Below are 14924 nucleotides of genomic sequence, written 5' to 3' on the forward strand. Positions count from 1 at the left end.
TATGAATTTTTCATCGGATTTAGAAAAAACTTTAGAACTTGCCCAAAAAGAAGCAACTAAGTTTCATCACGAATTTATTACCTTAGAACATTTATTATACGGGTTAACCTTTAACGAAAAAACGAAAGAAGTCCTGATTAATGTCGGTTGTGATTTAGATTTATTACGTGAAGAGTTATTGGATTATTTTGAAGATGATTTGTCTTCTATCTCTGTACCAAATCTCAAAATTCAACCTAAATACACTGTTGGAGTTCAGTTTGTCATTCAGTTTGCTGCGTTTCATGTGCAAAACTCCGGCAAAGAAGAAGTGGATGGGAATAATGTCCTTGTGGCCTTATTTCGAGAAGAAGATAGCCAAGCTTGTTATCTTTTAGCAAAACAAGATATCAAACGACTGGATGTAATCAAATTCATTTCCCATGGTGTGAAAAAAGAGAAAGATTCTTCCTTCCCTGACTTTTCTGAAACCGAAGAAGGTTTCGAAGAGGAAAGTGAAGAGAAGTCTAAACAATCTGCTTTGGATAAATTCTGTGTAAACCTTACGGAAAAAGCAAAATTAGGAAAACTAGATCCTTGTATTGGTAGGGATATAGAAATTCAAAGGACCATTCATATCCTTTCCAGACGCCGTAAAAATAATCCGATTTTTGTAGGGGAAGCTGGTGTTGGTAAAACTTCAATCGTCGAAGGGATTGCCGAACGTGTTGTGAAAGGGAATGTCCCAAAAAGTTTATTAGGACTGGAGATATATTCTCTGGATATGGGACTTGTAATGGCTGGAACCAAATTCCGTGGTGAGTTTGAAGAACGGCTCAAGGCCATATTACAAGAGTTAGTGGGAAAACCAGAAAAGGTAATTTTTATAGATGAAATCCATACCATTGTAGGGGCAGGAGCAGTGTCTGGGGGAAGTCTTGATGCTTCTAATTTGATGAAACCAGCCCTAGCCAATGGGGAATTAAAATGTATTGGAACTACGACTTACAAAGAATACAAATCGATTTTTGAAAAAGACCACGCTTTATCGCGAAGGTTTCAGAAAATTGAAGTGGCAGAACCTTCTCGTGAAGACGCCATACAGATATTAAACGGTCTAAAACCAAAGTATGAATCCTTTCATGGTGTTCACTATAGTGCAAAAGCGATTGAAGCCTGTGTAGACCTTTCCACTTTGCATTTGCGTGATCGTTTTTTGCCAGACAAGGCTATTGATTTAATGGATGAAGCAGGTGCTTTTGTCAAATTAAGGGACGAAAACAAAAACAAGGAAAAGAAATCTGTTGGAATTTATGAAATCGAAACCCTTGTGGCAAAGATTGCCAAAATTCCAGAGAAAACCGTTAAGGCGGATGATAAAAAGAAATTAGAATCCTTGGATTCAGAAATGAAAACCATTGTGTTTGGCCAAGACCATGCCATCGACCAAATCGTAGATGCGATTCATTATTCACGATCAGGTCTTGGAGATGAAGGAAAACCGATTGGTAGCTTTTTGTTTGTTGGGCCTACAGGTGTAGGAAAAACAGAAGTGGCAAAAACTTTGGCCGAAAAAATGGGGATTGAGTTTTTGCGATTTGATATGAGTGAATACATGGAAAAACATTCTGTATCACGTATGATCGGAAGTCCGCCGGGTTATGTAGGGTATGACCAAGGAGGTCAACTCACGGATGCAATTGCAAAATCACCACATTGTGTACTTTTGTTTGATGAGATTGAAAAGGCACATGAAGATATTTACAATATCCTATTACAAGTGATGGACCATGCCACGCTTACCGATAGCACCGGGAAAAAAGCAGATTTCAAAAATGTAATTCTAATTTTGACCACAAACACAGGTGCCCAGGAAAGTTCCAAACCACTTCTCGGTTTTGATACAGATCGTTATGATGACCGATCGATGAAGGCCATTGAAAGGACGTTTACGCCAGAATTTCGAAATCGTCTAACATCCGTAATTGAGTTTAACTCGCTTACCGTTCCCATCGTGGAACAAGTGGTGAAAAGGATGTTCCATACCTTGCAGTTGAAGGCAAAAGAAAAAGGGATTCAATTGGAAATCTCCGATAAGGCAGTTCGTTATTTGGCAGAAACAGGATATGATAGAGCCATGGGAGCAAGGCCAATCCAAAGGATCATCAATTCAGAAATTGGAAAACCTCTTTCGAAAAAAATCCTTTTCCATAAAGAGAAAGTGAAGTCCTTTTTAGTGGATCTAAACGAATCAGAAGAGAAGAATAAGTTAGAAATTCTCGAACAAGTGTAAAAAGAGAATTGATTGGGAAACATAAGGGAGGTGTGTTGAACTTCCTTCCTGTTTCCCGTTTCTATGTGTTAGTTTCTTTCTTCTTTTTATTGAGTTTTTCTTCTAACGAGTCTGTAAATAAACTTCGTCTTCCTTTTGAAAACTTAGATATCCAAATAGAAAGGCAAAACTAAGTGATACCAAAAACAGATAAAACGGAATTTCTGTGCTCACTTCGTTTCCATTGACAAAGTCATAATAAGTTCTTTTCGGATCTAAATATCCCCAGAGCACCACAAGAATACAAATCATCTCCGTTGCAAAAAACCAGACTCTCGTCCAAGCTGATTTCCAAAATCCTAAAAAGAAAAAATTGAGTAAGCTAATGAGAATAAAAATTGAATTGAGTTTGGGACTTAAGGAAACAGATTCTTTGATTTCAAAAAATGCGATTTCATAACGAAACCAAGGGAATACGGAGAACAATAACTGTAAAAACAAAAATATAAAGAATAGCTTATCAAATAAAAGTTTTGTATTCCAATACTTGGATACTGAAAGCAAAATTTTTTGTCCTAAAAACCACCAAACTTTAATTAAATCTGGTATTAACTTTACTGTTTCTTTTAAAAACAAAAAAATCTCTGTGAATAGATTTACGATTGATGTTGTCATTCCACTTCCACAGTCATTTCTAATTCGACACAGGCATTTAACGGGAGGGAAGTAACACCAATGGCGAAACGAGCGTGTTTTCCCTTTTCTCCAAAAATTTCAGCTACCAGTTCAGAGGCACCATTGGCAACTAAATGTTGTTCGGTGAAGTTTTCTGTTGATGCTACATACACTCCCAGTTTGACGATGGATTTGATTTGATCGAGGGAATCAATGTGTAAAAGAAGGGTTGAGAGCCCATTTAGAAGGCATTGTCTAGCTTCTTGTTTTGCTTCGTCTAGAGTGATGCCACCACCGACTTTTCCTGTTTTTCGCAATTTTCCCGCGACAAGTGGGAGCTGCCCGGAAGTAAAAATCAAATTCCCTGAACGTTTGGAGGGGATGTAGGCCGCAAGTGCCGCTGGGACTGGTGGAATTTGAATTCCGAGTGCATTCAATTGATCAGAGATTGCCATTGCCATCCAAACTATGCTGACAAGGCCTATGAGACAAAATTTTTTTTCCTTCTTGCAAAAAATCTAAATTTTTCTTGACGATTGGCAGTCAAAGATGTAGAGTGCTAACGAAAATAGCAGGCTACGAATAAGAGTGCCAATAGGAGATTTTGCATGTTATTTCGAATTCTAGACCCACAAACCAAAGCAAACCAGTTTTGGAGAGACTTTGATCGATTGAATGATGAGTTGACTCGTTCCATTTTGGATAGCCAATTCGGAAGTTCATCGCATTTTCCTCCTGTCAATGTGTACACCAAAGAAGATGAAGCCCTTGTGACTTGCCTTTTGCCTGGAATGGACACAGACCAAATCGATATCAATGTAAAAGACAATATGCTTTCCATCCATGGAAAGAAAAAAGCCGAGGACTTGGCAGAAGGAACGGAAGTACATAGACGAGAGATCTTTTATGGGGAATTCCATAGAAGTTTAGAACTTCCATTCCGAGTGAATCAAGACCAAGTTTCTGCAAAATATGTAAATGGGGTGTTAAATATCCATTTACCAAGAAGAGAAGAAGACAAACCAAAAAAAGTATCCATAAACATAGGATAAGGAGAAATCTATATGAATACACTTACAACAGATAACAGACAAGAGTTAGTGGATAAATCAAAAGTGAATGATGTAAAACCACAAGTAAGGGTTTACTCTCCGAATGTAGACGTTTATGAAACAGAAAACTCGATTTTATTTCGAGTAGAGATGCCTGGTGTGGATGAAACATCGGTTGAGATCACAATTGAGAAAGACCAACTCCAATTAGAAGGAAAATTCCAGATTGGGGGCGATGAAAAAGGCCAGGTACGACTTGCGGAATACAAAGAAGGAAACTATTTCCGTAAGTTTACCATTGGCAAAGCGATTGATTCCGAAAAAGCGGTGGCAAAAATGAAAAACGGAATTTTGGAACTTTCACTTCCTAAAATCGAACCGAAAAAAACAAAAATTGAGATTAAAAACTCATAACTCTTTTTCTGGATTTCAGGATGATAACATCGAGAAAAAAGAGTTAGTATAAGAAAGAGAAACTGTTTCTCAAATCAATAGAAAGGTTGAAACACCAATGGACAAACGAATACCCAACAGAACAGTTGTTTTGTTGGGTTTCTTTTTAGAGGAGAGTTTTTAAGGTTTGGAAAACTAGGTCGTTTTCTTCCTTGGTTCCAATCGTGATTCGAATGTAATCCTTACAAATTCCATAGGAGAAATACCGAATGAGGATATTTTTTTCTTTTAAGGATAGGTAAAGTTGTTCTGGAGAAACACCAGGTTTTGGTTGGCAAAAGAGAAAATTGGTGGAGGATTCAGGAATGGTAAATCCAATCGATTCCAAATTGGTTTTGAGACGAGACCTTTCTTGGACCAAAAGTTTTCGTTTTTCCAGAAAATACTCTTTGTCTGCATAGGAAGTTTCGGCAATCACTTGGTCCAAGATCCCCACATTATAGGAGTCTTTCAATTTGCGAATCCATGCAATTGTCTCAAGAGATCCCACAAGATAACCCACTCGAAGTCCAGCTAATGCATAGGATTTCGAAAATGTTCTCGAAACGAGAAGATTGGGGTTTGTTTTGATCTCGGGGATCAAACTTGCCCCTCCGTCAGTAAAATCAATGTAAGCCTCATCGGACAAAACGAGTCCAGGAAAACTACGAACCAGTTTCAAAAGGTTTTGTTTTGGTTCTTCAATTCCAGTAGGAGCGTTCGGATGTGCAAAACAAAGTAATTTCCCTTCACATTTCATAAGAGTTTCTATATCAAAATGTAAGTTGGGAAGGACGGGAACTGCTTTGTATTTTGCCCCAACCATCATTTGTTCGGTGAGGACTGGGTAATACGAATAGGTTGGGTCAGGAGCTACCACAACATCTCCAGGGCCAACAAAGGTTTGGAATAACAAACGTAAGGCTTCATCAGATCCATTGGTGACTAGGATTTGGTTTGGATCTAAATCATAATCCTTTGCAATGAGTTCTTGTAATTTTCGGGAATGGTAATTGGGATATTTGCGAAGTAAACCTTTTTCGATAACTTCTTCTACCGCCTTTTGGATTTTAGGCGAAGGAGGGTAGGGATTTTCGTTTGTATTTAATTTGATGGTGGAAGTTGTAAGGCCTGGTTGTTCGCCAGGAGTGTAAGGAGAAAATGTCTGTAATTCGTTTCTTACAAACAACTTCGGATCAAATGGTTTCTCTACACTAAACATCGTTTACAACCGGTTGAGTGCATTGATATAGGCTTTCGCACAAGCCTCAATGATGTCTGTAGAATCTCCTTTGCCCACAACTCGACGTTCGCCGTCCTCCAAGGTCACTGAGGCTTCTGCCATGGCATCGGTTCCTTCTGTCACAGGGGAAATCACAAGTCGAGATAGGAGAGGGGAAAGCCCGGTCACAACACTGATTGCTTTGAAGATACTATCAACGGGTCCATCTCCTTTGGCTTCTCCCACTTTCGTTTCGCCTTTGATTTGTAAGTTGACTTTGGCAAAAGGAGTTTTGTCAGAACCTGTGTTTTGTTCAAAAGAGATCAGTCTGTAGGTTTCGTCCACTTGGGAACGACTGATTTCGGATTGGAAGAGAGCTGCGATGTCTTCATCAAAGACTTCTTTCTTTTTATCTGCAATTTCCAAAAACCGATTGTAGGCATTGTCAATTTCTTCTGGTTTGGGATCAAATCCCATACGAATGATTCGATCTTTGAACCCAGCTCTTCCAGAATGGCGTCCGAGAACCATACGGTTGGATTTTAATCCAACTGACTCTGGTGTCATGATTTCATAGGTTTGACGGTTTTTGATCACACCATCTTGGTGGATGCCTGATTCATGAGCAAACGCATTGGCTCCCACGATGGCTTTGTTAGGTTGCACCACCATCCCTGTGATGGTTTTTACCAAATGAGAACCACGTGTGATGAGAGTAGAGTCAATATTTGTTTCGACTCCGAAGGTATCTTTTCTTGTTTTGAGAGCCATCACCACTTCTTCCATGGCTGTGTTCCCTGCTCGTTCCCCAATTCCATTGATGGTACATTCAATTTGGCGACCCCCCGCAAGGACAGTGGCGAGGGAATTGGCAACAGCTAAACCTAGGTCATTATGGCAGTGGGCCGAAAAAATGACCTTGTCTGCTCCTTTTACCTTTGTTTTTAAAAAACGGAAAAGATCCATATATTCTTGAGGAGTCGTATAACCAACTGTATCTGGGATGTTGATTGTGGTTGCTCCTTCCTCAATGACAACTTCGACTAACTCTCGTAAAAATTCCCATTCCGACCTTGTGGCATCTTCTGGTGAAAATTCCACATCGGGCACAAAGTCTTTTGCCATTCGAACGGCAATCCTTGCCATCTCAAGAACTTCGGATGGAGACTTCCCCAGTTTGTGTTTCATATGGATGGGAGAGGATGCGATAAAGGTATGAATGCGTTTGGATTTGGCCGGTTTTAATGCGTCTCGGGCAGCTTCTAAATCAGGACGAAGGGCCCTGGCAAGGCCACAAATGGTGGGTCCTTCAATTTCACGAGCTATGCGTTCGACGGCTTTGAACTGGACAGGGGAAGAAACTGGGAATCCTGCTTCGATGATGTCTACCTTCATTCGTGCGAGGTGGCCTGCAATTTCTACTTTTTCGTCCTCACTCATCGCAGCACCAGGGCACTGCTCTCCGTCTCTCAAAGTCGTATCAAAAATCCGTACGTAATCTTCCATCTCCTTCCAGATCATAGTTTCCCCGAAGTCTGTCAAGGAGTATGGAAAGCACCTGTGATCCAACGATAAGGTTTCCCACCTTCCTCAATCGGAATCGGTTTTTGTTTCCCTTCTGTCCAAAACCGAATCGGTTTTTCCAGATCATAGGGAACTTCCTCGTTTCGGATCGATTGGTGGGTTTTCTTTACGCTGTTTCTAGGTTTCGGAAGGAAACTAAGAAAGAGAATCCAGAGGGTTAACGTCAACAGGAGGACCAGTATTGGGAAAGGTTTCATCTCATTTGACATCACCCAGGAAATTCCGAGAATTCCTAAAAACCAGATGGGAAAGAGATAGCGAATAGGATAGGGATGGAGGTAGGTAAAGCGACCTACGACTACAAGTAATACAAGAAGGATTGGAAACAAAACAATTAGGATTCGTTTCAACCGAAAAGGAAATTTGGGATAAGTCAATCCTAGAACAAAACATAATCCCAACAAAGAACGATTATGGTACAAGAACTGTTTGGCAAAATCAAATAGGTAGTGAACCGATAAAAATGAAATTTCTTCCCATGTTTTGGTTTGGAACGTAGTGAATAAAATTCCAAAACTATTGGGAATATGGAATTTGGATTTCAGAAAATAAAAAGTGAGTTCCAAAACCACCAGGGATACAATCGGTACTCCGATAGAATAAAAACATTTTGGATAGGAAATCTCTTTCCATTGTTTTTGATTTCCTTCCAAGGAGTGAATGACGAGAAAACAAATGATTCCAATGCAAAATGCAAATCGATCAGAAAGATATAACAAACTAAAACCAATGAAAAAAAGAAACGGGTAAAGGACCGCGTGGATTCGCAGGTTTTGTGTTTGATTGTGATTTCGATTCTCCGCTTGATTCCAACTAGGTTTAGGATTGGATTGATACTTGTAATAAAGACTCACAAGAAAAAGGCTAAAGAAAAACCCCGTACTATGATGGGCATTGGAAAAAAAATAAACTAAGGGAAGGGGTTTATCTCCTAAGATATCACCTAACAAAGAAAAGAGTGTGAATATGGTTTGGAACCAAATGAGAAAGGAGAGGGACTTTTGTTTGGAAAGGATTGATGACAAAAGCAAATACAATCCTAGGGATACTAATCCCATTTGGATCACACCATACATCGTGGGAAGAACCAAAAAAGGAAATCCTATATACAAAATAAACATGAGTAAGATGTCTGGAAAAAAATAAGGAGATGGTGGGAGATACCAATGAAGGATTCCTTCTCCTTTCACGAAATCAGAAACAATGAGTGGAGTATACAGTTGGTCAGCGGAGTGTAATGGGATAAAATAAATAGTTTCGCATAACAAATAATTGATACTAATCGAAATCAGTAAAAAAACAGACAATCCGATCCATTCCCGTGGATGGAAATGTTTTCCCAATGTATGGAAATATGATTGGAAAAAATTTCTAAAACGTTCCATTGGACTCATATGTTAGAAAAAAGTCCTCTGGATCCCCATCCGATTTCCCTCTATTCTGTGAATTTGGCAGGGGGAGAAGATTGTCAGAAACCACTTCACTTCTACCAATCCATTTTAGGGGGCAAAGTTCTGAAAGAAAGTTTTGGGCATGCCGAGTTGGAATTGGACTTGGGACTTCGGATTGTGTTTTCGAAAGAAACAGAGCACTGTCCTGTGCGAGGAGGAACCCTCACTCTTTCCCCAAAAGAGGAAAACCAAAAGCAGGTTCTCCTCTCAAAATTAAAACACATCCAGTCCGTGGATGCCAAAGGATATTCTTTACATGAAGATCCTTGGGGGAATTGGATTTGGATTTATGTAGATAATACTTGAGCTAATCGATCTGGAAAATCTGTGATCAGACCAGAAACTCCAACCTCGATGAGAGATTTCCATTCTTCTTCTGTATTGGGAGTGTAGGGAATCACAAGTAAATCTTCTTGATTACATTCAGATACAAATTCTTTCGTACATGCTGAAAAATGAGGAAGGATTAAATCTGGTTCAAACTCCAGATAACGTTCGTTTAGCGAATCTCCTTTTTCTATTAGTAATCCACGTAACACCTCAGGTTCTTCTTTTCTTACTAAGTCTACAAGTTCCCAATCAAAACTACTCACCCAAATTCGATTTTGTAATTTGAACTTGCGGATGAGTTTAACAACTGCTTTTGCCAAAGCTTCCCGTTCTTCTTTTTTCCCTTCACTTTTCAGTTCAATGTCAAAGACTGTGTTTTCTGGTAATGTTTGTACCACTTGGGATAAGGTTGGAATTTGTTCACCTTCAAAATCCTCAGAAAAAAATCCACCAGCATCCAGTTCAGCTAACTGACGATAGGGGATCTCGGCAACCTTTCCCTCTCCATCAGTTGTGCGGTCAACTGTAAAATCATGGATGACAACTAGTTCTCCCGATCCACATAACATGGTATCCAACTCAAAATAATGAGTGGATTCAGAACCCACAAGAAAGGAGACAAGTGTATTTTCCGGAGCAAGTCCTCTGGCACCTCTATGACCGATATTGGCCGGTGATTTTCCGAGAAGAGTTTGCAAGCGTTCGATTCTAGGTTTAAACATTGGATTATCCTGGTTGGATGGTAGATTCGTATCCTTCTTCTTCCATCGCTTCTCGAAACATCTGTTCTTTTAAGGTTTTTCCCAAGTAACGATCGATGTAGATATGAATCGCATAGAGGAGAGGTGTAATGAGAATGGCGATCCCCATTTTGTATAAAAAATTGGTACTCGCGATGGAAACAAGTTTTGGCACTGCGTGGTATTTACCGAGAGCAATGAAGATGACGACAAACGAATCGATGAGTTGGGAAATCACGGTGGAACCCGTCGCTCGCAACCAAATGTGTTTTCCCTTTGTTTTTTTTCGCAAAAAATGGAAGGTATGTAAGTCAATCATCTGCCCAATGAGGTAGGCAATGATCGAACCGAGGATGACAAGACCTGAATTGGCAAACACTCGTTCAAAAGAAGCATCATCAATTGGCGAATCAGGGCTTGCCGGAATTTGGATATCAATGACAATGAGGAGGTAGGCAAACCCAATCATCACCATACCGAGAAAGGTTGTGGCTCTGACAACTTTCCGCCCAAAGTATTCATTCAGTAAATCCGTGATGATAAAGGTGACAGGGAAAGGGATAACCCCCATCGTCATGGTAAATCCGAAGGCAAAAAATAATTTACTACCTGTAAGTTCTGCGAGGAGTAAAAAAGTGAGAAAAAAACTAAGTAAAACAGTATAAAGGATCACCGGTTTTTGTTTTAAGGCATTCATGGATTTCTTTTCCTCCCCATTCCAATTTCGGCTAGGAGAGAATGGCTCCTAAAAAATCATGGGATACAGATAGATAGAGTGGGTTTCGATTAATCTCTACTCTTTTTTTCTCAACAGTTCGATAATCAATCTAGAAGAAACGTATATGTCTGAATCACAATCCCCGAACACCCCAAAACGCCCTCTTTCCAATGTGGCGAAATATTCCTTATTATTTGCCTCTTGGTTCTTTTTATCCGCCATTTCGTTTTATTTGGGAATGAATCTCATGCAAAATTCAGGGAACACCTTGGTTTTGAAAGACCTTCCCAAAACAGGAAACACAAATCCAAGTGTGGTAGAAGCATCCACTCCTTCTCTCGGGACTCCTTCGGAGATCGAAACAGAAGAGAAAACCGAAACGAAAGAATCCGTCACTGTGGAAGAAGAGGTAGTCGAAGCACCGAACTTTCTTCCTGATGAAAATGTTCGTTTCCGTTCTTCTGCATGGTCTACGGATTGGACTGCCATGAAAAAAACAGTTCATCTCTATAATGAAATCCATCCCTTTATCTACACGATGAAAGGTGGACTTTCCAATAACGGAGAGCTCATTTCGAGTTGGTCCAGTACTTCTAGAAAAGAACGAGTCCAAGAACTTCGTGCTTTGAATCCAAAAGTCAAAATCATTCCTACCATTTTCCGTTGGGAAAATCCAAAAGAAAAAATCCAAGAAAACATTGGTATGGGCGGAAGGAATGATATCCGTGACCACCACATCCAAGTGATTGTGAATGAAATCATGACCTATGGGTATGATGGAATTGATATTGATTACGAAGGGATGTCTTGTGATAAAAAAGAAAAGTTCGAAGAATTTTTTGCCCTCCTTGCAAAAGAAGTCCATAAAAAAGGAAAACTAATCTCTGTTGCCGTTCATCCAAAAACCCCAGCAGAAAAATCAAAGAAGAAAGAACTCCAATGCCGTGGACTTTCCAAACCCATCCACTTAGACTTCCGTGAAAACTGGAGAGGACCAACCACTCATGATTATGAGTTCCTTGCCAAACACGCAGACCGAGTCAAAATTATGGCGTATGAACTCCACCCAAGGAAATACCATAACCCAGGCCCTGGCCCCCAAGCGCCTAACGTTTGGTTAAAAGACATCATCACTTACGCGAAAAAAAGAGTCCCCACTCACAAACTGTATATGGCGATCCCAACGTATGGGTATGACTGGGCACTCAATTGTAAAGCATCTGCAAAAGCGATTTACCACTCTGATGCACAGAGGATCAAAGCGGGAACTCACAAAAATCGCCAACCCACAGATATCAACCGCATCTTAAATGAAGAGAACAAAGTTGCTAGTTGGAAAAACCTATCGAAGTTTTCGGACATCCATAAAAACCGAGCTTACGAAGATCCATCTCTATGGTATAGCAGTGGTGGTTGTGACCGCGTTGCCTTTTATATGAACAGACGTGCCTTTGAAGAAAAGATGACCTTACTTCGTAAGTATGATTTGGGTGGATTTTCGTTCTGGCAACTAGTGACAGACAATGATCCTGAGATCAATGTGTATTTGAGTAAACTTGTCCAAGGGCAACTCCCTCCAGTGGAAAAAGCAAAAGAGGAAGAAGAACCAAAGGAAGAAACTACAATTCAAAATTCGGATTCCAAGGATGCTTTAAAAGTTTCCAATTCTCAAACCAAATCCAAAACAAAAATCAAACAGTTTTAACATGAAAACACTAATCTCTTCGGATGTTCGTTTGCTTGCGGACCTCATCCGAAAGGGAGGAGTGGTTGTGTTTCCAACCGAAACCGTTTACGGAATCGGTGCCTCTAGTTACAACGAAGAGGCTTGCAAACGAATTTACCAAATCAAAGGGAGACCCAGTGACAACCCACTGATTGCCCATTTTTCCTCCATCGAAGAAATCAAATCCGTCTGTGAAGTGAGTGAAGTTGCAGAACGATTGTTATGCGAATTTGCACCAGGACCTTTGACCTTAGTCCTTCCCAAAAAAAATCCCAACATTTTTCCAAAAGAATTATCTACACTTGCTGTCAGGATTCCGAAAAACCCAATCGTTCGGGATTGGATAAGAGCATGTGATTCTCCCATCTCAGCACCTTCTGCGAACCTTTCAGGAAGACCATCTCTCACTCGCATGACAGACGTTGTGCGATATTTTGATGGGATCGTTGATGGAATTTTGGTAACGGAAGAGCCGTCCCTTGGAATTGAATCCACTGTCATTGGGTTACATGAAGATCCACCCGTTTTATTACGCCCTGGTTCGATTGAGTCAGACGAACTGAAACGAATTTTACCGAATTTGGTGATTCCCAATTCCTCTTTTGTAGAAGGCCAAACGGTTCCTTTGAGCCCTGGGATGAAATACAAACACTATGCCCCAAAAGCAAATGTGAAATTACGAAAGAAAGAGGATTTCCACTCCGAGTTTGCAAAAAAGGGATTAGATCCAAAGTTTGCCTGGATTGGATTTCCTTCGGGATTTGCAGAAAGTTCGGAAGAAAACACGAATCTGATTTCATCTCCTCGCATTCGAGTTGTTACATCCAATCTAGACTATACAAAAGCACTCTATGCTTTCTTTGAAGCTTGTGACCAACTGGGCATCGAAACGATCTATTGTGAAGAACCAAAGGAAGAAACTGGCAAAGAAGGCCTTCTCAATCGTTTGCAGAAAGCCTCAGAAGCGAACTAAATTCGAATCATTTCCTGTCCTCATTTCCACTAAAAAACATATCAAAACGGATTCGATTCCGCAATGGTTTGGATTTCTATTTTGAATTCGTATGAAAATTACCTTCGATTTTTCCAATGAAGTTTGGTATGAGAAAGTAGGGACACCTCACCAAGTGATTCCAAAAGTTTTAGTTCCGAAAGAAGTCCACCCAGGAGAGGGATTTTGTTTTTGAGATTATAACTCGGTAATTCCTCTGTTAGGTAAATTGCCTTACCACCTAATTTTTCTTTTACGAACTGAACTGCATCCAGAAGTCCCCCGAGAGAATCCACGATATTGTTTTCCGTTGTTGGCAAATACACACGGCCCATTCCAATTTTAGGTAAAGTTTCCAGAGGGATATTCCTTCCTTCCGCAACACGACGGTAAAACAAAGCTTCTATTTTTTTGATCTGCGATTCTAAATATAAAATGCTTTGTTTGGAAAGGGGTTGGAATTCGGAGTGGATGTCCCGGAACGGATAAAACCCAACAGCTTCCTTATTCAAATGAAACTTTTTGTATAGTTTTTGTAAATTGGCGCGGATACTCACAGCTCCAATAGAACCTGTGATGCAAACAGGAGAAGCTGTGATATAGTCTGTGGCTGTTGCAATATAATAACCTCCACTGGCGACTGTATCTTTAAAGTAAGCAGTCACTAGTTTAGATTTCTTTAATTCCAATATTTCTTGGTGGATTTGTTCCGAATAAAACGCAGATCCCCCTGGAGAAGAAATCTCTAAGATAACGGCTTTGATTTTTTTATCTTCGCCTAAGGCTTTTAAGGTGGGAATGAGCGAGAAGGCTTCAATTTTTCCGTTTTCTCTGTTTTTATGTAAATAGTCTCCCCCTGTGATCCCGCCATCTATGGGGAGAACCACGACTTCTTGTTTTCGTTTTGGAAAGAGGGAAAACTCTTTTATGGTTTGGTAGAGGATCGGATAATTGGGTGAATAGATTTTCCGATCCTCACTAAAAAATTCGGTTTCTGTTTTGATGCCTTGGATGACTCCTGCCGAAAGAAGTTCATCAGCAGATAACATGGGTTTGTAGAAAAGAGACTCTAAGGTTTTTTGCCCATTTGTGAGAGCCTCTAGTATGACCGAACGAAGACTAAAAATGAGGGATTCTAAATTCTTTTTTGCTTCTTTGGAAAATTCGCCACGAGTAAAACTTTCAGCAAAGGATTTATATGGTCCTGAAGCAAATGCTTGGACTTCGATTCCCCATGTTTTTAAAAATTTCCCAAAAAACATAGGTTCGGCGCTTGGAAGCATCAAAGTAAATTCAGATTCTGGTGCTAGGAAGGTTTCATTTGCGATTGTGAGTAACAGTAATGTCCCAAGTCCACCTTCTTTGGCAAACATCCGAATGTTTTTCCCAGAATCGCGAATGGCTTTTAGTTCACTACGGATTTCATAAAATTCAGATAAAGTCCATTCGAGAGGAGGCAGGCTGATATCGAGTGATTTGATTTTTGGGTTTTTTTCGATCGTTTTCAGTAAAATGAGAAGTTCTAACCGAGTGATGGTTTCTTCCTTTCCTTGGAATTTTTTCACAAAAAAGGATTTGTAGGAGTCTTCAAATCTGGGTGGCATTTCCAGTTCATACACTTCCCGGTTCCGTTGGAAAAGGAGGCTTAGACGTAGGTAAATCAGGTACAAAGCTCGGAAAGGCAAAAAAAGAAGTAAAAAAAGAATTCGAAACACAGGCAGTCCTCTTCCCTCCATTCCTTAAAATTCTTTC

The 14924-nt window shown here is 40.0% G+C and carries 14 protein-coding genes; 6 read left to right on the forward strand and 8 right to left on the reverse strand.

The features are described from left to right. The first annotated feature begins 1 nt into the window (after position 1). On the forward strand, positions 2-2272 hold the full coding sequence (gene clpA, locus EHQ59_RS04875; protein ID WP_135618034.1) for an ATP-dependent Clp protease ATP-binding subunit ClpA: 2271 nt from the start codon (positions 2-4) through the stop codon (positions 2270-2272). Positions 2273-2374: 102 nt separating this feature from the next. Here the strand turns inward: clpA and EHQ59_RS04880 are convergent, their stop codons facing one another. After that, positions 2375-2926, reverse strand: coding sequence for a hypothetical protein (locus EHQ59_RS04880; protein WP_135618035.1), 552 nt, complete (start codon positions 2924-2926; stop codon positions 2375-2377). Continuing rightward, on the reverse strand, positions 2923-3381 hold the full coding sequence (locus EHQ59_RS04885) for a RidA family protein (protein ID WP_167481377.1): 459 nt from the start codon (positions 3379-3381) through the stop codon (positions 2923-2925). The genes EHQ59_RS04880 and EHQ59_RS04885 overlap by 4 nt, the downstream gene beginning before the upstream one ends. Before the next feature lie 153 nt (positions 3382-3534). Here EHQ59_RS04885 and EHQ59_RS04890 point away from each other — a divergent pair, with 153 nt between their 5' ends. Together EHQ59_RS04890 and EHQ59_RS04895 are read left to right on the forward strand one after the other, a co-directional pair. Then, on the forward strand, positions 3535-3978 hold the full coding sequence (locus tag EHQ59_RS04890) for an Hsp20/alpha crystallin family protein (RefSeq protein WP_135618037.1): 444 nt from the start codon (positions 3535-3537) through the stop codon (positions 3976-3978). A gap of 12 nt (positions 3979-3990) precedes the next feature. Further along, on the forward strand, positions 3991-4392 hold the full coding sequence (locus EHQ59_RS04895; protein ID WP_135618038.1) for an Hsp20/alpha crystallin family protein: 402 nt from the start codon (positions 3991-3993) through the stop codon (positions 4390-4392). Between the two features lie 145 nt (positions 4393-4537). Here EHQ59_RS04895 and hisC read toward each other — a convergent pair whose 3' ends face one another. The 3 genes from hisC to EHQ59_RS04910 are packed head-to-tail and all read right to left on the reverse strand — an operon-like array spanning position 4538 to position 8601. Next, entirely contained in the window at positions 4538-5632 is a 1095-nt protein-coding gene (gene hisC, locus EHQ59_RS04900; protein ID WP_135618039.1) for a histidinol-phosphate transaminase, read from the reverse strand. Between the two features lie 3 nt (positions 5633-5635). Continuing rightward, on the reverse strand, positions 5636-7153 hold the full coding sequence (locus EHQ59_RS04905; RefSeq protein ID WP_135618040.1) for a 2-isopropylmalate synthase: 1518 nt from the start codon (positions 7151-7153) through the stop codon (positions 5636-5638). Between the two features lie 17 nt (positions 7154-7170). Beyond that, positions 7171-8601 (reverse strand): hypothetical protein, encoded by a 1431-nt coding sequence (locus tag EHQ59_RS04910; protein ID WP_244245391.1) that lies wholly within the window; start codon positions 8599-8601, stop codon positions 7171-7173. Positions 8602-8610: 9 nt separating this feature from the next. On the opposite strand from EHQ59_RS04910, the gene EHQ59_RS04915 reads away from it, so the two are divergent. Beyond that, complete coding sequence (locus EHQ59_RS04915) at positions 8611-8973, forward strand: VOC family protein (RefSeq protein WP_135618041.1); 363 nt, start codon at positions 8611-8613, stop codon at positions 8971-8973. Here EHQ59_RS04915 and EHQ59_RS04920 read toward each other — a convergent pair. Next, positions 8955-9719, reverse strand: a complete 765-nt coding sequence (locus EHQ59_RS04920) for a glycerophosphodiester phosphodiesterase (RefSeq protein ID WP_135618042.1) — start codon at positions 9717-9719, stop codon at positions 8955-8957. The genes EHQ59_RS04915 and EHQ59_RS04920 overlap by 19 nt on opposite strands. A gap of 4 nt (positions 9720-9723) precedes the next feature. Continuing rightward, on the reverse strand, positions 9724-10434 hold the full coding sequence (locus EHQ59_RS04925; RefSeq protein WP_135618043.1) for a queuosine precursor transporter: 711 nt from the start codon (positions 10432-10434) through the stop codon (positions 9724-9726). A gap of 145 nt (positions 10435-10579) precedes the next feature. On the opposite strand from EHQ59_RS04925, the gene EHQ59_RS04930 reads away from it, so the two are divergent. Both EHQ59_RS04930 and EHQ59_RS04935 read left to right on the forward strand, forming a co-directional pair. Continuing rightward, a complete protein-coding gene (locus EHQ59_RS04930) occupies positions 10580-12160 on the forward strand; it encodes a glycosyl hydrolase family 18 protein (protein ID WP_135618044.1) in 1581 nt (526 codons plus the stop codon). 1 nt (position 12161) lies between these two features. After that, on the forward strand, positions 12162-13154 hold the full coding sequence (locus tag EHQ59_RS04935) for an L-threonylcarbamoyladenylate synthase (protein WP_135618045.1): 993 nt from the start codon (positions 12162-12164) through the stop codon (positions 13152-13154). 98 nt (positions 13155-13252) lie between these two features. Here the strand turns inward: EHQ59_RS04935 and EHQ59_RS04940 are convergent, their stop codons facing one another. Continuing rightward, a complete protein-coding gene (locus tag EHQ59_RS04940; RefSeq protein WP_135618046.1) occupies positions 13253-14887 on the reverse strand; it encodes a S49 family peptidase in 1635 nt (544 codons plus the stop codon). Between the last annotated feature and the right edge of the window lie 37 nt (positions 14888-14924).

The organism is Leptospira kemamanensis (genome assembly GCF_004769665.1).
Classification (GTDB): domain Bacteria; phylum Spirochaetota; class Leptospiria; order Leptospirales; family Leptospiraceae; genus Leptospira_A; species Leptospira_A kemamanensis.

Coding starts and splice junctions, on each gene's coding strand:
- clpA (WP_135618034.1), top strand. CDS start 2: ATGAATTTTTCATCGGATTTAGAAAAAACTTTAGAACTTGCCCAAAAA.
- EHQ59_RS04880 (WP_135618035.1), bottom strand. CDS start 2,926: ATGACAACATCAATCGTAAATCTATTCACAGAGATTTTTTTGTTTTTA.
- EHQ59_RS04885 (WP_167481377.1), bottom strand. CDS start 3,381: ATGGCAATCTCTGATCAATTGAATGCACTCGGAATTCAAATTCCACCA.
- EHQ59_RS04890 (WP_135618037.1), top strand. CDS start 3,535: ATGTTATTTCGAATTCTAGACCCACAAACCAAAGCAAACCAGTTTTGG.
- EHQ59_RS04895 (WP_135618038.1), top strand. CDS start 3,991: ATGAATACACTTACAACAGATAACAGACAAGAGTTAGTGGATAAATCA.
- hisC (WP_135618039.1), bottom strand. CDS start 5,632: ATGTTTAGTGTAGAGAAACCATTTGATCCGAAGTTGTTTGTAAGAAAC.
- EHQ59_RS04905 (WP_135618040.1), bottom strand. CDS start 7,153: ATGATCTGGAAGGAGATGGAAGATTACGTACGGATTTTTGATACGACT.
- EHQ59_RS04910 (WP_244245391.1), bottom strand. CDS start 8,601: ATGGAACGTTTTAGAAATTTTTTCCAATCATATTTCCATACATTGGGA.
- EHQ59_RS04915 (WP_135618041.1), top strand. CDS start 8,611: ATGTTAGAAAAAAGTCCTCTGGATCCCCATCCGATTTCCCTCTATTCT.
- EHQ59_RS04920 (WP_135618042.1), bottom strand. CDS start 9,719: ATGTTTAAACCTAGAATCGAACGCTTGCAAACTCTTCTCGGAAAATCA.
- EHQ59_RS04925 (WP_135618043.1), bottom strand. CDS start 10,434: ATGAATGCCTTAAAACAAAAACCGGTGATCCTTTATACTGTTTTACTT.
- EHQ59_RS04930 (WP_135618044.1), top strand. CDS start 10,580: ATGTCTGAATCACAATCCCCGAACACCCCAAAACGCCCTCTTTCCAAT.
- EHQ59_RS04935 (WP_135618045.1), top strand. CDS start 12,162: ATGAAAACACTAATCTCTTCGGATGTTCGTTTGCTTGCGGACCTCATC.